The sequence below is a fragment of the Pantoea sp. IMH genome (assembly GCF_000599885.1).
Lineage (GTDB): Bacteria > Pseudomonadota > Gammaproteobacteria > Enterobacterales > Enterobacteriaceae > Erwinia.
On record NZ_JFGT01000005.1, the window covers coordinates 186,167 to 206,768 of the forward strand.

Below are 20,602 nucleotides of genomic sequence, written 5' to 3' on the forward strand. Positions count from 1 at the left end.
TGGATCAGGGCTGAGAAATCTTTACTTTCTTGCCAGGTTTTTCGCCGCCCTGTCGCTGACGGAAAGGGGAAAACGCGGGCGTGGCGTAGAGTAGCGATAACGACCATGATTTTTTGGGCAAAGGGAAGGGATCCTGACATGACGCATCTGAACGTTCTTGAGCTGGGGGCCGATCCGACCGGCGCCACACTTTCAACGCGTGCGCTACAGCAGGCGATCGATCGCGCATCGCCTGGCGATAGAGTGGTTATTCCACCGGGCCGCTTCCTGACCGGTTCCCTGTTTCTGAAAAGCGAGATGACGCTCTGGCTCGCTGAGGGCGCGGTGCTGCTGGGAAGCGAGCAGCTCGCTGACTATAAAACGATCTGGACCCGGGTGGCGGGCATCGATATGTCCTGGCCAGCCGGCATCATTAATATTAACGGCTGTCAGCGGGTGGAAGTCGCCGGTCCGGGCGTGATTGACGGGCAGGGCAGATACTGGTGGCATCGCTTCTGGGGAGAGGATGAACAGGGAGGCATGCTGGCGGATTACAGCGCGCGCGGCCTGCGCTGGGTTGTGGATTATGAGTGCCAGCGGCCACGCAATCTGGTGGTTTATCAAAGTGAAAACATTACCTTACGCGATTTCACCAGCCGGGAATCCGGGTTCTGGAACATCCATCTCTGTTATTCCCGCGACATTCTGCTGACGGGGGCCACAGTCAGTAATTCAGCTGGACCGAGTACGGATGGCATTGATATCGACTCCTGCCAGCGGGTCACGGTCGAACAGTGTGTCATCTCCTGCAACGATGACAATATCTGCGTTAAATCGGGACGCGGTTTACTGGCTCAGCAGCAGGCTGAAACGGCCAGAGAAATTATTATCCGCCAGTGTGAGCTGCATAAAGGCTCCGGCATCACGCTGGGAAGTGAAACCTCCGGCGGCATTGAACAGGTGACTATCGAGCACAACTGCTTTTTCGGCACCGGTGTGGGCTTTCGCATCAAATCTGCCCGCAACCGCGGCGGCTGGATCAACGCGATCGTGGTTCGCCATCTGACCATGACGGATGTGCGCTTTCCTTTTCTGATGCAGCTCAACTGGTTCCCGCAGTACAGCTACGCTTCCAGCGCCGCTTCTGAGGATTTTCCTCCCCACTGGCAGGCGATCCGGCAAGGGGTGGAAGGCGAAGCGGGGCTGACCACCGTCGCGGATATCACCCTGCGCCATATCACCGCCACCCTGACGACAAACCGCTTTTCCCGCGCTTTTTTCATTGAGGGATGTGAAGAAAATCCGGTTAAGAATATGACGTTTAACCATATTACTGTGCAGGCGAGGGAATTTGGCAAAATAGCGGGTGTGGAGAATTTGCAGTTCAGTGACGTGAGCGTGACTTCTCCTGCTTTGACCCGCGATGAAAATGATACTTATGAACGCTGAATTCTGCCTAGTAGCGGGTAAAAACGGCTATTTAGGGAGGTTAAGGAGTCTGAGGCAGGAAGATCATTTTTTAACGCCGTCCGAACCTGCCTTCCAGCCGATACCCCGGGGAAAACGCCGATCTTTCGCGCCAAAAGAGAATGAAAAATAAGGATAAGTTGCTGTTTAATATGCTTTGTAACAATTTCGGCTACAATATAAACCATTATTGACTGTTACATTCAGGCATCTTTTTTAAGAATAATGGTGCAGGCAATGGCGCCTTTGGGAGTATCGATATGCAAGAAAATTATAAAATCCTGGTCGTCGATGACGACATGCGCTTACGTGCGTTGCTTGAGCGCTATCTGACCGAACAGGGCTTCCAGGTTCGCAGCGTGGCGAACGCCGAACAGATGGATCGCCTGCTGACACGGGAATCTTTTCACCTGATGGTGCTGGATTTGATGCTGCCTGGCGAAGATGGCCTCTCAATCTGCCGCCGCCTGCGCAGCCAGAGCAACCCGATGCCGATCATTATGGTGACGGCGAAGGGGGAAGAAGTGGACCGTATCGTCGGGCTGGAAATCGGTGCGGATGACTACATTCCAAAACCCTTTAACCCGCGTGAGCTGCTGGCCCGTATTCGTGCCGTGCTGCGTCGCCAGGCGAACGAACTGCCGGGCGCGCCTTCGCAGGAAGAGGCCGTTATCGCCTTCGGCAAATTCAAACTCAACCTGGGCACCCGCGAAATGTTCCGTGAAGATGAACCTATGCCGCTGACCAGCGGTGAGTTCGCGGTGCTTAAGGCGCTGGTCAGTCATCCGAGAGAGCCGCTCTCCCGCGATAAGCTGATGAATCTGGCCCGCGGCCGCGAATACAGTGCGATGGAGCGTTCAATCGACGTGCAGATCTCCCGTCTGCGCCGCATGGTTGAAGAAGATCCCGCGCATCCCCGCTATATCCAGACTGTCTGGGGTCTTGGCTACGTATTCGTACCGGACGGCAGTAAGGCATGAAGCGCTTCCGCTTCTCTCCCCGCAGCTCTTTTGCCCGCACGCTGTTGCTGATCGTTACCCTGCTGTTTGTCAGCCTGGTAACGACCTATCTGGTGGTACTGAATTTCGCGATTCTGCCCAGCCTGCAACAGTTTAATAAAGTGCTGGCCTATGAAGTGCGTATGTTGATGACGGACCGGCTGCTGCTGGAGGATGGCACCCAGCTTGAAGTGCCGCCAGCTTTCCGCCGTGAGATCTATCGTGAACTGGGGATCTCGCTGTACACCAATGCGGCGGCGGAAGAGAGCGGACTGCGCTGGGCGCAACATTATGAATTTCTCAGCCAGCAGATGGCGCAGCAGCTCGGCGGCCCGACGGATGTGCGCGTTGAGGTGAATAAAAACTCACCGGTTGTCTGGCTGAAGACCTGGCTGTCACCCGATATCTGGGTAAGGGTACCGCTGACCGAGATCCATCAGGGCGATTTTTCTCCCCTTTTCCGTTATACGCTGGCGATTATGCTGTTGGCGATCGGGGGCGCCTGGCTGTTTATCCGCATGCAGAACCGGCCATTGGTCGAGCTTGAACATGCGGCGCTACAGGTGGGGAAAGGCATTATTCCGCCGCCGCTGCGTGAATATGGCGCTTCCGAGGTGCGTTCGGTGACGCGGGCCTTTAATCAGATGGCGTCGGGCGTGAAGCAGCTGGCGGATGACCGCACGTTGCTGATGGCAGGTGTCAGCCATGACCTGCGGACGCCGCTCACCCGTATCCGTCTGGCGACCGAAATGATGGCGGAGGAAGATGGCTACCTGGCGGAATCGATCAATAAAGATATCGAAGAGTGCAATGCGATTATCGAGCAGTTCATCGATTATCTGCGCACTGGTCAGGAGATACAGACGGAACGTGCCGATCTTAACGGTGTACTGGGCGAGGTTGTGGCTGCGGAAAGCGGTTACGAACGTGAGATTGAAAGCGACATCATGCAGGAAGAGCTGATGGTGGAGATCAATCCGCTCTCGATTAAACGCGCGGCGGCCAATCTGGTGGTTAACGCAGCCCGCTACGGCAACGGCTGGATCAAGGTCAGTAGCGGTAGCGAACTGCAGCGCGCCTGGTTCCAGGTGGAAGATGACGGCCCAGGCATCAAGCCTGACCAGCTCAAACATCTCTTCCAGCCCTTTGTACGCGGCGACAGCGCCCGCAGCACCAGCGGAACGGGTCTGGGACTCGCTATCGTACAGCGTATTATTGACGCGCATCAGGGGACACTGGAGATTGGCGAAAGCGAGCGCGGAGGATTACGTATCCGTGCCTGGTTGCCGCTGCCGCCCGGTATTTCACCGCCGGCGGTAGCGAGCTAAGAAAAGAGAAGGGCCGTTTTTAACGGCCCTTTTTTTACAGCGCTGGTCCCGCTTTTACGAGGGCGGCGCCGGCTGGCGTATCGGTATATTTATCGAAATTATGAATAAACCGCTGCGCCAGATCCCGCGCTTTGCTTTCCCATTCTGCCTCATCGTTATAGGTATTACGCGGATCGAGAATGTGGGCATCCACGCCCGGCAGCGAGAGCGGCATTGCCAGATTGAAAATGGGAAGCGTGGCGCTTTCGGACTGGGCAATTTCGCCGCTCAGAATCGCATTGATGATGGCGCGCGTATCTTTTATTGAGATGCGCTTGCCGCTGCCGTTCCAGCCGGTATTCACCAGATAGGCCTCGGCGCCCGCCGCCGCCATACGCTTCACCAGCACTTCCGCGTACTGAGTCGGATGCAGCGTGAGGAAAGCCGCGCCGAAGCAGGCGGAGAAGGTTGGCGTGGGTTCCGTTACGCCGCGTTCCGTCCCGGCGAGCTTGGCGGTAAAGCCGGAGAGAAAGTGGTACTGGGTCTGCTCAGGCGTCAGACGGGAAACCGGTGGCAGCACACCAAAGGCGTCAGCGGTCAGGAAGATAACTTTGCTGGCGTGTCCGGCTTTCGACACCGGCTTGACGATATTTTCAATATGGTTGATGGGGTAGGAAACGCGGGTATTTTCCGTTTTGCTGGCGTCATCGTAATCGACGGTACCATCGGCGCGGACCACCACATTTTCAAGCAGCGCATTACGGCGAATGGCCTGATAGATTTCCGGTTCTGCCTGGGGGGAGAGTTTGATGGTTTTGGCATAGCAGCCCCCTTCAAAATTAAACACCCCATCGTCGTCCCAGCCGTGCTCATCGTCACCGATCAGCTTACGGCGGGGATCGGTGGAAAGCGTGGTTTTCCCGGTGCCGGAGAGGCCGAAGAAAATGGCCACATCACCCTGTTCGCCCACGTTTGCCGAGCAGTGCATTGACGCAATCCCCTTCAGCGGCAGCAGGTAGTTCATCACCGCAAACAGCCCTTTTTTCATCTCGCCGCCATACCAGGTGCCGCCAATCAGCTGCATACGCTCGGTCAGATTAAACGCGACAAAATTCTCGGAGTGTAACCCCTGTTCCTGCCAGTTGGGATTGGTACATTTAGCGGCATTCAGCACCACAAAATCAGGCTCAAAGTCGCGCAGGGCGGCCTCATCAGGCTGGATAAACATGTTTTTGACGAAATGCGCCTGCCAGGCCACTTCCGTAATAAAGCGCACCGACAGCCGCGTGTCCGGGTTCGCGCCGCACCATGCATCCACCACGAACAGCCGCTTAGCGGAGAGCTGTTGAGTGGCAAGCGCTTTAAGATCCTGCCAGATTTCTGGGGTTAGCGGCTGATTGTCATTCTTCCCTTTGCCCTGATCGTTCCACCAAAGCGTATCCCGCGTGGTGTCGTCGCGAACGATATATTTATCCTTCGGCGAGCGCCCGGTGAAAATACCGGTATCGACGGCAACGGCTCCTGAGGCCGTGAGGGTACCATGTTCATATCCGCTCAGGCCGGGGAGGGTTTCTTCTCTGACAAGGGTATCGTAATCAGGATTATGAACAATTTCGACCGTATCCATAATGCCATAAGCGACGAGGTCCTGCGGTGTCAGGTCACGCATGCTACTGCTCCTTAATCGACTCTGTGGTGCACCAGATTGTAGGGGATCTGTTTCCTTTAACCGTGACGGAGCGCGGATTATCCTGTTACCGAAACGATCGAGGGCAGTTTACATCGTGTTAACGAGAGCGAAAGGAGAAGCGGGCAGAAATGAGAGGTGACGCGCCCTCCGCCGTTCAGCGGCGGAGGGCGCGGGTAAATCAGTGAAGCTGGCCGTTATCGCTGGCGGTCGATTCCTTGCGGATAGCCGCAATGTCCACGGCATCGTAGATATAATGGCTGCCGCAGTAGTCGCAGTGCATATCGATTTTGCCATCCTCGGCGAGGATCTGATTCACTTCCTCTTCAGGCAGCGTACGTAACACTTCACCGCAGCGCTCGTGCGAGCAGGTGCATTTGAAGCAGACGTCCTGTGGATCAAAGAGGGTAACCTCTTCCTGGTTATAGAGACGCCAGAGCACCTCATTGGCAGGCAGTTCCAGCAGCTCTTCGGTCTTGATTGTTTCCGTCAGCGTCGCCAGATGCTCAAAGTCATCCGGCTTCGCATCCTGTGCGGGCAGGACCTGGAGCAGAATACCGCCAGCGCCCTGTTGACCGCTGACGTCACCGGTACGAATAAACAGACGCGTAGGCAGCTGCTCAGAGCGCATAAAGTAGTCTTCCAGACATTCTGACAGGGTTTCCCCTTCCAGACCGACCACGCCCTGATAGCGCTCGCCTTCAGTAGGAGAGATGGTGATCACCAGATAGCCGTTGCCTACCATCTCTTTCAGGCTGCTTTCTGCGGCGATGTCACCCTGCATCCGCGCCACGCCGCGCATTTCCTGACGGTTGTTGCCGTTGATAACCGCCAGATTCAGTGGGCCATCACCCTGAAGCTGGACGGTAATGTCGCCGTCGAATTTCAGCGTGGCGGTCAGCAGGCTGGTCGCCACCAGCAGCTCACCCAGCACCTTCTGGACCGGCGCAGGATAATCGTGGCCGTCGAGGATGTCACGCCAGGTGGCAGAGACGGATACCAGTTCACCGCGGACGGCATAGTTTTCGAACAGGTAACGGTGCATTTGGTCTTGATGAGCCATAATTCTCTCTCGTAGGGACGCGTTACGCGTCGCCGCTATTTTTAAATTTCATTAAGTCCCGCCGCTCTTTTTTGTCAGGGCGACGATCGGGATGCGGCATACTGAGCGCGTTCATTTTTCGCGCGGCCGCCATTTTTTCCCGTTTCTCAATACTTTGTGCCGTTTCGGTATAGAGTTGTTGCGCCTCCACGGCGGGACGGCGCTGATCGCTGATCGCCTGTACGATCACCGTCCGTTCGTCGTTACCCTGACGCAGGGTCAGTTCAGCATCCACTTCAACGATTTTACTGGGTTTGCTGCGCTGGCCGTTGTAGTGAACCTTGCCGCCCTCAATCATCTCGCGCGCCGCTGCACGGGTTTTATAGAAGCGAGCCGCCCAGAGCCACTTATCCAGCCGGACCGCGTCTGCAGGTTTCTCTTTCATTGCTGCTCCTTTCCGGGAATCCCTTTATGTATGGGTTGCGCGCCAGAAATCAAGGGCGCGTTTTGCCGGAGGAGGGCAGGAAAACGCGGGCGCGATGGGAAGAGGCATTTAAGCCCTGTCAGCCTTAAAAATAGCATAAAAGCGACCGGCTCAGAACAGCGGGCGGATGCTCTGACTGTTGTTCAGCGTGGGGCTGAAGCACTTGTCGTAGTAATTGAGGATGGCGGCGGTGCGCTGACGATTGCGGTGGATACGGCGCAGCGCCAGGAAGCTGTTGACCACGAAGCCCAGTGCGACGATAACCAGCAGCAGACTGGTGGCAAGATAGCGCCAGAGCATAACGGTATCCGGTTCACTGTGTAATGCAATATGGCGCGTGCCGTTCGCATCTGTGGTGATATTTGTGACGATGCCGCTGGCCGTAAACGGCGTATGCAGCAGCATACCGGCAAGGCGCTGTAATTCCGGCCACTGATCCGGTGCATTGTAATCAAACAGGGAAACGCCCGGTGCGGGATGATTAACTAACTGACGGCCTTCATCGCTGTGGATTAAAAAGCCACCGGGCGGTGGACTGTTCAGCGATTCAGCCGCCCGGCGAGTTTCCCGGTAGAAAAAGGTCGAGGTGGCGGTATTGACCAGGTTTTCCAGCGCTTCGGCGCTGACCGGACGCAGCAGGACATTCATACCGTTAAGCGCACCGGAGTCCGCCCGGCGAATCAACGTTTCCCAGTCCCGGGCGTTGCCGAGGTTGACCAGCGCGTTTTTCAGACGAACACAATCCTGCTCCTGGTTACAGAGCTCCTGCGTTCTGAGAACGATATCGGAAAAGTCATCCAGCAGGATCATGCCTGATTTCTGTATCGCGGTCGCCAGCTGCGGGTTGAGCTTAGGATCTGGACTCTCCTGAGGGTGCAGTTGCTGACGGGTCGTGGTCAGCAGGCCCATCGCCTTATCAATAATATCTGACTGTGGGATCGGCAGCGGCGCGGCGTTATTCCAGTAGACGGCAGAACAGTCAAACGGCATAAAAGCGTAAGTACGATTGCCCTGATAGTTGGCGGGAATCGAGCACATACCCGTGCCGCTTACCCGCAAACTGTCGCCCACATGCAGCGAAATCTGCTCTAAATCTTTCACCGAGGTCACCTGGACGCTTTCGGTACCCTGCAGCCAGGCCATGCTGAGCTTGAGCGGCATGCCGAGCGGGATCCAGACCAGCAGCAGGACCAGTACCAGCAGCGAGCAGGCCGCCAGCACAACGTTTTTACGCCAGTGCTGAATCGGGAAATTACGGACTTCATCCTGCAAAGAGAGGTAGCGTCCCTGACGTACCACCTGCCGGTTGAGATAGATATCGACTTCGGTCGATTGCCCGAGATCGTGGGCGACGTAGGGCTGCCAGTGGGGCGGATAAATTAAGTCGATAATACCCAGCGAGATATTACTGACCTGGCCCTGATTGGATTCGCCAAACAGGCCCCAGCGTTTGGGCGCGCCTCTGAGGCAGTGAACTTCCCGCAGATCTTTTTCGCCGGGGCGACGGTAGAGAAACCAGCAGCTTACGCCGATGGTGGCTACTGCGGTCAGCATCAGCCAGGGCATCAGCATCAGCGGACCCAGCAGGCTGACAAACAACAGCAGCAAGGCGATGCCGATGGCGATGGCTTCACGCGTGCCGTCGGGCCGGCTGAGCATGAATTCTTCCGGCGTCTCTTTTCTGACACTTAACAGCTCGACGTTCTCGCTCTCTTCTTTCCTGATAGAAGCATTTTGCGCCATAGGCCTTACGGCAGGCGCAAGGGCTGGCTGTTCATAGACATAGTTTACGAGCGAATGCCCGTTTAAGGAGATAACCAGCGGGATCGTTTGGGTTTTGATCAGCTCAACGAAATTTTCATCGGCAATATACTGCTCCCAGAGCGGAGGCAGGTGCACTTCAACGGCGTCCAGATAGTAGCGCCACTTATGCGGTTCATCCGTGGAGAGACCGTAGCGGGTGATCGAGCGGGTAACCGGATAGACGTTGCTGCTTTGGGAAGTGAGCGCCAGCCGGTCGGCCACGCTGTCTGACGCTTCCTGCAGGGCGTTATGACGAGTTTTATCGAGCGAAGCAACATAGCGCTCGGCAGCCTTGCGCTCTTCATTGCTCAGTTTACGAAAAGGGGGACTGATAAATGGCAGTGGTTTCGCCAACGGCGGGCGATGCCGCATAGCGTACCAAAAGAAACAACCCGCCCCGATCGAGCAGGCCAGCATTACAGCCAATATAATGACTATTGTGCTCATGCTTCCCTCATTCCTGCCACGATACTCCCGTCGTTATTTTTGTGATTACCTGCGCACTTCATAAGATTAGTGTCATTGTGGCGGGTTTAGACGGCGCTGGCAATTGGCTGTGTATACAAAAATAGCGCACAAAATCATAAAATTAGAATGGTAACTTATAATTCCCTGTTGAAAGCTTACCAAGCAAACCTGCCCTTCAACATCGGCATTATCCTATTTTTGAATGGTCTGGTTGACTTTTTTCAGAAAGCATCCCGGCTTGAAGGGTAAGGTATTATCGCCGGATAAAATTATATGCCAGAGGATTGGCAACCTTTCGTCGCTGCCGCACAATGGAAAGCATCACGGTTTCCGGACCGTCATTCACGGGCTAAGATGCTCAACTTTTGGCTTTTCCCTGGGGCCGCTATGACCAGACAGTTACAGAAACCCAAAATCCTGAACGTGGAAACCGTGGCCCGTTCGCGGCTTTTTACCGTCGAGGCCGTCGATCTGACCTTCAGCAATGGCGCCAGGCGTCTCTACGAGCGTATGCGGCCTTCCGATCGCGAGGCGGTGATGATAGTGCCCATCATCGACGACCATCTCATTCTGATTCAGGAGTATGCCGTCGGACTGGAATGCTATGAGTTGGGGTTTCCAAAAGGATTGATCGATCCTGGCGAAACGGCTTTTGAAGCCGCCAACCGCGAGCTGAAAGAGGAGGCCGGCTTTGGCGCGGGCACGCTGGAAGCGCTGGGTAAGCTGACGATGGCACCCTCCTATTTTTCCAGCAAAATGAATATTGTTGTCGCGGAAAATCTCTTTGAAGAGAAGCTGGAAGGCGATGAACCCGAGCCGTTGCCGCAGGTACGCTGGCCGCTGGATAATTTGCTGGCGCTGCTTCAGGAGCCCGACTTTCGCGAAGCCCGCAACGTGAGCGCGCTGTTTCTTGTCCGCGAATGGCTGGTGAAGCAGGGCAGGTTGAGCTATTAAAAAAGCGCGGGCATTGCTGCCCGCGCTTTTTTCTCTTCAGGGACGCGCTGGTCTGACCGGCGCCTCCCGTTTTCTGCTCCTGGTCAGAACAGCTCGTGGCTCTGGCCGTTATCGATTAACGTCGTTCCCACGTCATCAACGGAATATTCCGTCGGCTGTGTGCCTTCAATAAAGTATTCCGGACGGCTGCTTCCACCGTTAGCCAGTTTACCGGTGCGGCGATCGATATTGACCGTCACCACGCCCTCTGGCGGCGTCAGCGGCTGCACAGGCACGCCATCCAGCGCGGCCTTCATGAAGTCATCCCAGGCAGGCTGAGCACTTTTTGCGCCGCCTTCGTAGCCGGATATCTGGTCCTTTATCGCGCCGGAAGCGGTCGTGCGGCCCAGATTGCGCCGGTGATCGTCGAAGCCAATCCAGACGGTGGTGACCACGCCCGGACCATAACCGGAGAACCAGGCATCTTTCGAACTGTTGGTCGTACCGGTTTTCCCGCCGATATCGTTACGCTTCAAATCGCGGCCCGCGCGCCAGCCGGTTCCCATCCAGCCCGGTTCACCAAAGATATTTGAATTCAGCGCGCTTTTAATCAGGAACGACAGCGGCGTATTGATCACGTGCGGCGCATACTGTTGTTCACCTTGCTGCTGCCCCGGCTGAGAAACTTGCTCAAGCTTTGGCTGCGGCACGGCGGCGTTACGTCCTTCCTGAGAGATGGCGACGTTTTCCACGCTATCTTCGCTCAGCGCGACCGCTTTTTTCGTCTCGCCGTAAACCACCGGCAGATTACATTCCGGACAGGCAATTTTCGGCTTCACTTCAAACAGCGTATTACCCTGTTCATCTTCGATTTTACTGATGAAGTAAGGATCTACCAGGAAACCGCCGTTTGCCATCACGGCATAGCCGCGCGCCATTTGCAGCGGCGTAAACGAAGCGGAACCCAGCGCCAGTGATTCGGTATGCACGATATTCTGCGCCGGGAAGCCAAAACGCTGGAGGTATTCAGCCGCGTAATCCACGCCCATTGCGCGCATGGCACGTACCATCACCACGTTCTTAGACTGCCCCAGGCCCTGACGTAAGCGGATCGGGCCGTCATAGGTCGCTGGGGAGTTTTTAGGACGCCAGTCCGATCCTGCACCAGCATCCCAACGGGAAATCGGTACGTCATTAAGTATTGAAGCCAGCGTCAGTCCACGATCCATCGCCGCAGTATAGAGGAAGGGTTTGATATTAGACCCCACCTGACGCAGCGCCTGGGTAGCGCGGTTGAATTTGCTCAGGTTAAAGTCGAAGCCACCTACCAGCGCCCGGACGGCACCATTTTGCGGATCGAGTGAAACCAGCGAAGAATTAACGTCCGGCACCTGACCCAGCCACCAGTCGTTATCCACTTTGCGCACCCAAATCTGCTGACCGGCCTGAACCACTTCTGTCACTGCGCGCGGCGTCCGGCCCTGTACGGTGTCAGTTTTATAAGGCCGTGCCCAGCGCATACCCGGCAGCCCCAGCGTCACGGTAGTGCCATCGCGCAGCAGCGCGGTTGCTTCATCACGGCTGGCGTCGGTAATCACTGCCGGAATCAGCGGCCCATAGACTGGCAACGTCTTCAGCTTCTTCAGCATCGCCGTGCGATCCCATGCAGCTTCACCGACTTTCCACAACACCTCTGTTGGCCCACGGTAGCCGTGACGCATGTCATAGGCCATCACGTTATCCTGCACCGATTTCTGTGCCGCCAGCTGCAGTTTGCGGGTAATCGTGGTGGTGACCTTAAACCCGTCATTGTAAGCATTTTCGCCGTAGCGCTTGATCATCTCCTGACGTACCAGTTCGGTCAGGTAAGGCGCGGAAAAGACGATTTCAGGCCCGTGATACTTGGCCTCAAGCGGTGCGCTGCGTGCTTCTTCGTACTGTGTCTGGCTGATGTAGTGCTGATCGAGCATACGGGCAAGCACCACGTTACGACGCTGAGTCGCGCGCTCGATGGAATAGAGCGGATTGAACGTCGACGGCGCTTTAGGCAGTCCTGCGATCATTGCCATCTCACTCAGTGAAAGCTGACCGACGCTCTTACCAAAGTAAACCTGTGCCGCGGCACCCACGCCATAAGCGCGATAGCCGAGATAAATTTTGTTGAGATAGAGCTCAAGGATTTCATCCTTACTCATCATCTGCTCGATGCGGATAGCAAGGAAAGCCTCCTTGATTTTACGCATCAGCGTCCGTTCCGGACTGAGGAAGAAGTTACGCGCCAGCTGCTGTGTGATGGTACTGGCCCCCTGAGAGGCATGGCCTGACAGCAATGCCACGCTGGCCGCACGGAAAATACCAATAGGATCGACGCCGTGATGTTCATAGAAACGGCTGTCTTCAGTGGCAATAAACGCCTTAATCATTTCAGGCGGGATTTCCTGAAGCTGGAGCGGGATGCGGCGTTTCTCACCGTACTGAGCAATCAACTCATTATCGGCGCTGTATACCTGCATAGGAATCTGAAGACGGACATCTTTCAGCGTGGCAACGTCGGGCAGCTGCGGCTCTATAAATTTGTAGAGACCGAAAATCGAGCCTGCTCCAAGCAAAATGCAACACACTGCAAGGATCAAAAAATACTTTACGAACTTCACCTGATATTTTCCATTTTGAGTCGACTGGGCAGTTTATAAACAATCGCGCGGTAGTATAAAGGCTAGCCATGAGCTTGGATACGTCCTTTTAAACGCAGACGACAGGGAGAGCGCGCTTCATGGCATTTCAGACATGGCAAGTCGGACTGGATATACAGAACGGGCAGCTTTGCGCCCTCGGCATCCAGCGCCGTCGGAACGGCTGGCAGCTTCGCCACTGGTGGCAGCATGTGCTGCCGCAAGATACGTTAACCAACGGGCTGCTGCAACGCCCCGATGCCGTCGTTTCCGTGCTCAGGCAGTGGCGGAAACGGCTGCCTTACCGGATCTCGCTCCGCGTGGGGTTTCCGCCACAGCTGGTTTTACAGCGGCAGCTTGACCTGCCGGGCACGCGATTAGGCGAGCCAGAGCGTAGCAGCTATATCACCGCCTCGGCGAGGCGATTTTTCCCAATTGAGCTGGAGCGGCTGGTGATGGATTACCGGCAGCCGGAGGCAACGCCCGGACAGCTGTGCGTCACGGCTACCCGGCGCGACGCCCTGCAACGCTGGCTGGGCTGCCTTTCAGACGCGCGGTTAACGCCGCAGGTGATAGAACTGACGCCCGCCGCGCTTTGTGCAATTTCACAGCGGCTGGCTACCCCCCCGGCAACGGCGCTGGTTCACCGGCTGGACGATCACTGGTTGTGGTTTACCGGCGATCGGGCAGGACAACAGTGGGGCTGGCGTTCGCGGCAGGAGGTGCCCGATTTCGCAACGCTCAGAACACAACAGCTGCCTGATGTCGCGAGGATTTACTATAGCGCCATCAGTGAGGATATCCTTCCGTCCGGCACGCGGCCCCTTAACCCGCTGGATACGCTGGCACAGAAGCAGCCTCCGCTACCGCTGTACGCTGGCGCCTTCACGCTGGCCGCCGGGCTGGCGCTCAGACCGGACGATGCATGATGGTGTGGGTCAATTTCCTTCCCTGGCGCCATCGTCAGCGGCGGGCGCAGCGTCTCCGTGCCTTACTCCTGCCTGGTCTGCTAGCGCTGCTGCCAGTCAGCGTTTTTCTTCAGGCGACAGGGCAGCGAACCCTGAACGATCGGTATCAACGCGTGCTTGTGGAGTGGCAGACAGCATCAAAGCAGCTCGGAGAACTTAAAGCGCGCGCAGCCACGCTCACGTTGCAAAAGCAAAAACTGCAGCAGGTCATGCGATTCCGCCAGGCGCAGCAACAAAACATGCAGATCTGGTATCTGTTTGCCCGCGATCTGGCAGAGCAGATGCCAGAAACGCTCTGGTTAAGTGAAATAAAACAAAACGCAGCGGGCCTCAGCCTGAAGGGCTTCAGCAAAGGGATGCGTGAGCTGCATGATTTCCGCCAGCGATTGCAGGATTTGCCCTTTTTCCTGACGGTGAAAACGGAAAAAGTGAACCTGGATGCGCAGTATGGCCTGCATTTCACCCTGACGGGCAGCCTAAGAACGGAGGGCGGGAACGATGATTAGCCGTTTCCTGGATAACTGGATTGTCCTTCCGCACTGGCAGAAAGTGATTTACTGCCTCCTCTGCGCAGGCTTGCTGACAATTGTTGTATGGATGCGCTGGGGACAGCCAGCTGGCAAGGACGCCACGGTTATCGCCAGCAAAAAAAGGGAGGCGATAGATCGCAACCAGAAGACAGTGCGTCAGATTCATCAGTATGGTGCCGTGGCTGCCATTGCGGCTGAAATCGCCGGACTGGAAGCCTCTGCGCATGAGGCGCAGACACTCTCATTCTCCCCACTGGCGCTACTTGAAGAAGCCGGCGGGCAACTGCTGGCGTGGCAGCCGCAGAGCCATGGCGGCAACCTGACGCTGTTGCTTAGCTGGGAACAGGTGAAAAACGTACTTCTTTACTTGAGTGAACGGCGTGGCGGCATCGTCCTGCGACACTTCAGCCTCACCCGGGAGGAGGAACGGCTCCGCCTGGAAATGGCCCTGGTGATGTCCAATGAAATTTGACACTTTCCGAAAGGAGATGGCGAGACTCCTCCTCATTGTAGGCATCGCAGGCACGGCAGCAGACACCAGCGCCGCCGCCGGACGGGATCCATTCAGATCCTCTTTATTCTCTTCTTGCGCCCCCGGGAAAGCGCCCCCCCTTTCCTGGCAGCTGCGGGGCATTATCGGACATGATGCGGATTACCATGCCTGGCTGGTCTACGGCAATGGCCGGTGGGCGCAGCGTCGTCCGGCCGCATTGCTGGATGCGCACTGGCGTCTGCTCAGGGTGGAAGCGCGAAGTATTACCCTTGAGGCGCTACAGGGATGCGAACCTCTCAGGACAATTATTTTACAAGGAGATCGTGATGATCAGGATGCTATGCCTGCTGATACTGCTCATTCTCAGGCCGCTTTACGCTAGTCAGGCTCAGATTCGCCCTTCAGCGACCCTTTCCGTTCCGGCACACTCTTCAGGCTCAGCCGTTTCAGCCCTGGAGCCGGTTCCGGCAGTCCTCAGCGCACAACAACCCACGTTGACCTCAACTTCGGCGCCGTTGTCGCTGACGTTCAATGAGGCGCCTGTCGGGCAGGTTTTACAGGCATTAGCCGATTATCAAAAGCTGAACCTGATGCTGGCACCTGGCGTGGAAGGAACCGTGTCGCTCCGGCTGGAGAAGATCCCCTGGCGGCAGGCGCTGAAGCTGGTGGCAAAGATGAACCAGCTCACAATCGAAACGGAAGGCAATGTTCTGATGGTCTACCCGCCAGGCTGGCAGCTGGAGCAGAAACGCCAGCGGGCCGCGCAAAAAGAAGAGGCAAAAAACGCACAGCCGCTGGAAACGCTTGCGCTGACGTTACGCTATGCCGATGCGAAAGCGGTAAATAACGCGCTTCAGGCCGAACGAAACAGGCTGATGACGCCACGCGGCAGCATTACCGTGGACGAACGAACCAACAGTCTGCTGCTGAGGGATACGCCAGCGGCGCTGAATGATACGCAGCGCTGGGTCAGCGCGCTTGATGTCCCGCTGGAACAGGTGGAGCTTTCAGCACATATCGTCACCATCAGCGAAGAGAGCCTGCGGGAGCTGGGCGTGCGCTGGGGAATGCAGGGCGAGGAACAGGTCGCGCGCGCATTAAGCGCCAGTCAGCTGCGGGTTAATCTGGGCGTCACCGATCCGGCGATCGCCGCAGGATTCACCCTCGGCCGGCTGAACGGTAAGCTGCTCGATCTTGAACTGAGCGCGCTTGAGCAGGAGAACAAGCTGGAAATCATCGCCAGCCCGCGTCTCTTCACCTCTCACCGGCAGGCGGCCAGCATTAAGCAGGGCACAGAAATTCCTTATGAAGTTTCATCCGGATCTAACGGCGGCACCTCCGTGGAATTTAAAGAGGCAGTACTGGGCATGGAGGTCACGCCGGTGGTCCAGGCCAACGATCGGATTTTGCTGAAACTGCATATCAGCCAGAACGTGCCGGGCAAAACAATGCGTAGCGGAGAAGGGGAGTATCTGGCGATAGATAAACAGGAAATCCAGACCCAGGTCACGCTCAGGAATGGCGAGACGCTGGCGCTGGGCGGCATTTTTCAGCAACACAGCGCCAGCGGTCAGAAAAAGGTCCCGCTGGCAGGCGACATTCCCTTTCTTGGCGCGTTGTTTCGCTATGACGTCAGGGAACAGAAACGTCGGGAATTAGTGATCTTCATCACACCAAGACTGATTCGTGACGAGTAATGCTTTTTTTAGTCCAAACTGAGGGACCGGGGGCTTTTTTCCCGGATTGCTGACATATGCGTTTGACGCAAGAGCGGAATTAGCTTACAAGGTTTAGCGATTTTGATTTATGGGCCTCGGTTTGGCTTTTGAAGATGCATTTAACCCGTTTTTTATCGTGCGCAACCGGCGTAGCCGATGCAGTGACATCGGGCTGATAAATGAAGCGGACTGAAACGCGGCCTTTTTGCGCGCAATGGGCAAGGTCAATTTAATCGGTTGCCAAAACACCTTCAGTGTTGAGATAATTTTCCTCTGACTCTCGCACTATCGCTCATGAGGTTTCAGTTCATGTCCTGTCCGGTTGGACGGGGTATCATTAACGAATTGTCTTAGTAATACCGAAAAAATGGCAGAGAAACGCAATATCTTTCTGGTTGGGCCTATGGGTGCCGGCAAAAGCACTATTGGGCGTCAGTTAGCTCAACAACTCAATATGGAATTTTACGATTCCGATCAAGAAATTGAGCGACGTACCGGAGCGGATGTGGGTTGGGTGTTCGACGTCGAAGGCGAAGAAGGCTTCCGCGATCGCGAAGAAAAAATTATCAACGAACTCACCGAAAAGCAGGGCATCGTGCTGGCTACCGGCGGCGGTTCAGTTAAATCACGTGAAACGCGCAATCGTCTTTCGGCTCGCGGCGTAGTGGTGTATCTGGAAACCACCATCGAAAAACAGCTGGCGCGTACGCAGCGCGATAAAAAGCGCCCTTTGCTACAGGTAGACTCACCGCCGCGTGAGGTACTTGAAGCGCTGGCCGATGAGCGTAATCCACTTTACGAAGAAATTGCCGACGTGACGATTCGTACCGACGACCAGAGTGCTAAAGTGGTCGCGAATCAGATTATCAACATGTTGGAAAAGAGCTGATTCTGGCTCTGACCGCCTGTAGGCTTCAGTAAAAAGGTGAAACAGCGTCATGGAGAAGATTACCGTCACTTTGGGAGAGCGCAGTTATCCCATCACCATCGCTGCCGGGTTGTTCAACGATCCGGGCTCCTTTTGGCCGCTTAAGGCGGGCGATCGGGCCATGCTGGTCACTAACCAGACGCTGGCCCCGCTCTATCTCTCTCCAGTGCGTCAGCAGCTTGAAAAGGCTGGCGTGCTGGTTGACCAGGTTATCCTGCCGGATGGCGAACAGTACAAAACGCTCTCCGTTATGGATCAGGTTTTTACCGCCCTGCTGGAAAAACCCCATGGTCGTGACACGACGCTCGTCGCCCTTGGCGGCGGCGTTATTGGCGATCTCACCGGGTTTGCCGCCGCGAGCTATCAGCGCGGCGTTCGTTTTATTCAGGTTCCCACCACGCTTCTCTCTCAGGTCGACTCCTCCGTTGGCGGCAAAACGGCTGTTAATCATCCGCTGGGCAAGAATATGATCGGCGCGTTTTATCAGCCCGCCTCGGTGGTTATCGATCTCGACTGCCTGAAGACGCTGCCGCCCCGTGAGCTGGCGTCGGGCATGGCAGAGGTGATCAAATATGGCATTATTCTCGACGGCGAGTTTTTTCGCTGGCTGGAAGCGAACCTGGATGCGCTGATGGCGCTGGACGGCGAGGCGATGGCGTACTGTATTCGTCGCTGCTGTGAGCTGAAGGCGGACGTGGTGGCTGCCGATGAGCGTGAGATGGGACAGCGTGCGCTGCTCAATCTCGGTCATACCTATGGTCATGCCATTGAAGCCCATATGGGTTACGGCAACTGGCTGCATGGTGAAGCCGTGGCGGCCGGAATGGTCATGGCCGCCCGGACAGCAGAGCGGCTTGGTCAGTTTACCGCCGCCGAAACCGACAGGATTATCGCGCTGCTCGAACGTGCCGGCCTGCCGGTTGCAGGACCGCAAAGCATGCCAGCAGAAGCGTATCTACCGCATATGCTGCGTGACAAAAAAGTCCTGGCGGGTGAACTGCGGCTCGTGCTTCCGCTGGCTTTAGGTAAAGCCGAAGTGCGCAGCGGCGTGTCGCATACCCATGTTCTGGCCGCTATCAACGACTGCCAGACGCCAGCGGTCTGATGTCATCACCGGGCTTATGCCCGCAAACTTTTGATGTAACCGCCGTTTATCGCAAACTGAACGGCGTTGCCGCACTACTGGAGGAGGTTGAATGGACGAGTTTAAACCGGAAGACGAGTTAAAACCTGATACCAGTGACCGCCGCCCGCAGCGGTCGCGCAAAGGATCTTCCGCATCCAGGACCCCAGTCTCCCGTCAGCATATGATGATGGGGATCGGTATCCTGGTTTTATTGCTGTTAGCCATTGGTATTGGATCGGCGCTCAACTCTTCCCCGGATGAGGGCAATGACCAGGCCGGACGGCAGCCCTCTGCGCAGCCCGCCACTTCCGGCAATGATAAAGCGATCGATCTCTCCAGCTCATCATCCATGAGCGGCCAGTCAGACGCTCAGGCACCCGATGCCCGTGCGGATAACAGCGCCCCTCAGGAGATCAGCGTGCCGCCTGTTTCGCCTACGCCGACCGAGGCACAACCAGTGCAGACGCCTGCCAATCAGCAGCGCGTAGAGCTGCCGGGCGATCTCGGTAGTGCGTTGACAAATCAGCAGGGCCAGCTTGATTCTGCCGTTCAGGGCTCGCCGGGCAACGGCACTTCACTGCCTACCGCTCCGGCGACCGTCGCGCCAGGCGCTCAGGCACCTCGTGCTACGGGCAGCCACTCCTCACCGGAGCAAGCGGCGCCGTCAACGGCGAAAAAATCCCCGGCACCCTCTAAAAGTGCGGTAAATAAACCGGCCACGAAAGAGACCCGTTCTCACACCAGTGCGACAGCCAGCAAAAATGCCGCACCGGCGGCGACAAGCGGATCCACGCCAGGCGGCAACTACACGCTTCAGCTGAGCAGCGCTTCGCGCTCCGATACGCTGAACGCCTGGGCGAAAAAGCAGAATCTGAGCAACTATCACGTCTACAAAACGACCCGTAACGGCCAGCCCTGGTACGTGTTAGTCAGCGGTTCTTACGCCACGCCAGCCGAGGCGAAGCGGGGTGTTGCCGCACTGCCCGCGGAAGTCCGGGCGCAAAAGCCCTGGGTGAAGCCGGTCAGCCAGGTGAAAAAAGAGTCAGCTAATTAATCCAGGCCGGGGTAACCCGGCCTGATATTGCAGTATGTCGGCCTGTTACAGGGCTGACATTCCAAAGCGCAGATATGCTGTCGGTGTCACCGCAGCCAGAAGAGTAAATGTAATAAACGACGGCATGAAAAAAAATCGCGCTTTTTTAAAATGGGCGGGGGGTAAATTCCCGCTGCTTGATGATATCCAACGTCATCTTCCCGACGGGGATTGCCTGGTTGAGCCCTTTGTTGGCGCAGGCTCCGTCTTCCTGAATACCCACTATTCGCGCTATATCCTGGCGGATATCAACAGCGATCTGATCAACCTCTATAACGTCGTGAAAACCCGCGTTGGGGAGTTTACGGCCGATGCCCGCGAACTCTTTACCAGCGAGAGCAACGAGGCGGATTTCTACTACGCCCGTCGCCAGGAATTCAACCGTTGTGACGATCCCTATCGCCGTGGCGTGCTGTTTTTATACCTGAACCGTCACTGCTATAACGGCCTGTGCCGTTATAATCTGAGCGGTGAATTCAACGTACCGTTCGGGCGTTACCGTAAGCCCTATTTTCCTGAAGATGAGCTTTTCTGGTTTTCAGAGCGCGCCCAGAATGCGACCTTTGTCTGTGAATCGTACGATGTTACGCTGAGCAGGGCGCCACAGAATGCGGTGGTCTACTGCGATCCGCCCTATGCGCCGCTGTCGGCGACCTCAAACTTTACCGCGTACCATACCAACAGCTTCAGCCTGTTGCAGCAGCAGCATCTGGCCGAACTGGCCGTGAAGCTGTCTCAGGAGAGTCGTATTCCGGTGCTGATCTCTAATCACGATACGCCGCTGACCAGGCTCTGGTATCAGGCGGCAGAGCTGCACCAGATCAAAGCCCGCCGGTCCATCAGCCGTAACGGGACCGGGCGGAATCAGGTCGATGAGCTACTGGCGTTGTTTGCCAGCCGCTGATC

The 20,602-nt window shown here is 56.4% G+C and carries 18 protein-coding genes; 13 read left to right on the forward strand and 5 right to left on the reverse strand.

The genetic code is table 11. The features are described 5' to 3' along the window. Positions 1–138: 138 nt before the first annotated feature. From EA20_RS0109020 to envZ, 3 genes are all read left to right on the forward strand, one after another. Positions 139–1,428 carry a glycoside hydrolase family 28 protein gene (locus EA20_RS0109020; RefSeq protein WP_024966517.1) on the forward strand — a complete coding sequence of 430 codons (1,290 nt, stop codon included), beginning with the start codon at positions 139–141 and terminating at the stop codon, positions 1,426–1,428. A 278-nt stretch (positions 1,429–1,706) separates the two neighbouring features. After that, on the forward strand, positions 1,707–2,426 hold the full coding sequence (gene ompR, locus EA20_RS0109025) for a two-component system response regulator OmpR (protein ID WP_001157751.1): 720 nt from the start codon (positions 1,707–1,709) through the stop codon (positions 2,424–2,426). Beyond that, entirely contained in the window at positions 2,423–3,772 is a 1,350-nt protein-coding gene (gene envZ, locus EA20_RS0109030; protein WP_024966518.1) for a two-component system sensor histidine kinase EnvZ, read from the forward strand. The genes ompR and envZ overlap by 4 nt, the downstream gene beginning before the upstream one ends. A 34-nt stretch (positions 3,773–3,806) precedes the next feature. Here envZ and pckA read toward each other — a convergent pair whose 3' ends face one another. The 4 genes from pckA to EA20_RS0109050 form a co-directional block, all read right to left on the reverse strand. Further along, the gene (pckA, locus tag EA20_RS0109035; protein WP_024966519.1) at positions 3,807–5,420 is read right to left on the reverse strand and encodes a phosphoenolpyruvate carboxykinase (ATP); all 1,614 of its coding nucleotides are present in this window, start codon (positions 5,418–5,420) and stop codon (positions 3,807–3,809) included. A 199-nt stretch (positions 5,421–5,619) separates the two neighbouring features. Beyond that, positions 5,620–6,501, reverse strand: a complete 882-nt coding sequence (gene hslO / locus EA20_RS0109040; protein WP_024966520.1) for an Hsp33 family molecular chaperone HslO — start codon at positions 6,499–6,501, stop codon at positions 5,620–5,622. A gap of 22 nt (positions 6,502–6,523) precedes the next feature. Continuing rightward, complete coding sequence (gene hslR, locus EA20_RS0109045; protein WP_024966521.1) at positions 6,524–6,925, reverse strand: ribosome-associated heat shock protein Hsp15; 402 nt, start codon at positions 6,923–6,925, stop codon at positions 6,524–6,526. Between the two features lie 150 nt (positions 6,926–7,075). Then, a complete protein-coding gene (locus EA20_RS0109050; RefSeq protein ID WP_024966522.1) occupies positions 7,076–9,214 on the reverse strand; it encodes an intracellular growth attenuator family protein in 2,139 nt (712 codons plus the stop codon). A 408-nt stretch (positions 9,215–9,622) separates the two neighbouring features. Between EA20_RS0109050 and nudE the strand changes: the two genes are divergently transcribed. Beyond that, on the forward strand, positions 9,623–10,189 hold the full coding sequence (gene nudE / locus EA20_RS0109055; RefSeq protein WP_024966523.1) for an ADP compounds hydrolase NudE: 567 nt from the start codon (positions 9,623–9,625) through the stop codon (positions 10,187–10,189). A gap of 83 nt (positions 10,190–10,272) precedes the next feature. Here the strand turns inward: nudE and mrcA are convergent, their stop codons facing one another. Continuing rightward, positions 10,273–12,822 (reverse strand): peptidoglycan glycosyltransferase/peptidoglycan DD-transpeptidase MrcA, encoded by a 2,550-nt coding sequence (mrcA, locus tag EA20_RS0109060; RefSeq protein WP_024966524.1) that lies wholly within the window; start codon positions 12,820–12,822, stop codon positions 10,273–10,275. Between the two features lie 119 nt (positions 12,823–12,941). Between mrcA and pilM the strand changes: the two genes are divergently transcribed. The 9 genes from pilM (at position 12,942) to dam (ending at position 20,600) form a co-directional block, all read left to right on the forward strand. After that, complete coding sequence (gene pilM / locus EA20_RS0109065) at positions 12,942–13,769, forward strand: type IV pilus biogenesis protein PilM (RefSeq protein ID WP_024966525.1); 828 nt, start codon at positions 12,942–12,944, stop codon at positions 13,767–13,769. Next, positions 13,766–14,314 (forward strand): PilN domain-containing protein, encoded by a 549-nt coding sequence (locus EA20_RS0109070; protein ID WP_024966526.1) that lies wholly within the window; start codon positions 13,766–13,768, stop codon positions 14,312–14,314. Before pilM ends, EA20_RS0109070 begins: the two co-directional genes overlap by 4 nt. After that, a complete protein-coding gene (locus EA20_RS19970) occupies positions 14,307–14,810 on the forward strand; it encodes a hypothetical protein (protein WP_024966527.1) in 504 nt (167 codons plus the stop codon). The genes EA20_RS0109070 and EA20_RS19970 overlap by 8 nt, the downstream gene beginning before the upstream one ends. A gap of 16 nt (positions 14,811–14,826) precedes the next feature. Next, on the forward strand, positions 14,827–15,213 hold the full coding sequence (locus EA20_RS0109080) for a HofP DNA utilization family protein (protein WP_161635079.1): 387 nt from the start codon (positions 14,827–14,829) through the stop codon (positions 15,211–15,213). After that, positions 15,158–16,528 carry a DNA uptake porin HofQ gene (gene hofQ / locus EA20_RS0109085; protein WP_235192643.1) on the forward strand — a complete coding sequence of 457 codons (1,371 nt, stop codon included), beginning with the start codon at positions 15,158–15,160 and terminating at the stop codon, positions 16,526–16,528. The genes EA20_RS0109080 and hofQ overlap by 56 nt, the downstream gene beginning before the upstream one ends. Before the next feature lie 388 nt (positions 16,529–16,916). Then, a complete protein-coding gene (gene aroK / locus EA20_RS0109090) occupies positions 16,917–17,438 on the forward strand; it encodes a shikimate kinase AroK (protein ID WP_024966530.1) in 522 nt (173 codons plus the stop codon). Between the two features lie 49 nt (positions 17,439–17,487). Further along, positions 17,488–18,582, forward strand: coding sequence for a 3-dehydroquinate synthase (gene aroB / locus EA20_RS0109095; protein WP_024966531.1), 1,095 nt, complete (start codon positions 17,488–17,490; stop codon positions 18,580–18,582). A gap of 91 nt (positions 18,583–18,673) precedes the next feature. Beyond that, positions 18,674–19,657: an SPOR domain-containing protein gene (locus EA20_RS0109100; RefSeq protein WP_024966532.1), complete on the forward strand. Its 984-nt coding sequence runs from the start codon at positions 18,674–18,676 to the stop codon at positions 19,655–19,657. Between the two features lie 124 nt (positions 19,658–19,781). Next, on the forward strand, positions 19,782–20,600 hold the full coding sequence (gene dam / locus EA20_RS0109105; protein WP_024966533.1) for an adenine-specific DNA-methyltransferase: 819 nt from the start codon (positions 19,782–19,784) through the stop codon (positions 20,598–20,600). Positions 20,601–20,602 lie beyond the last annotated feature (2 nt).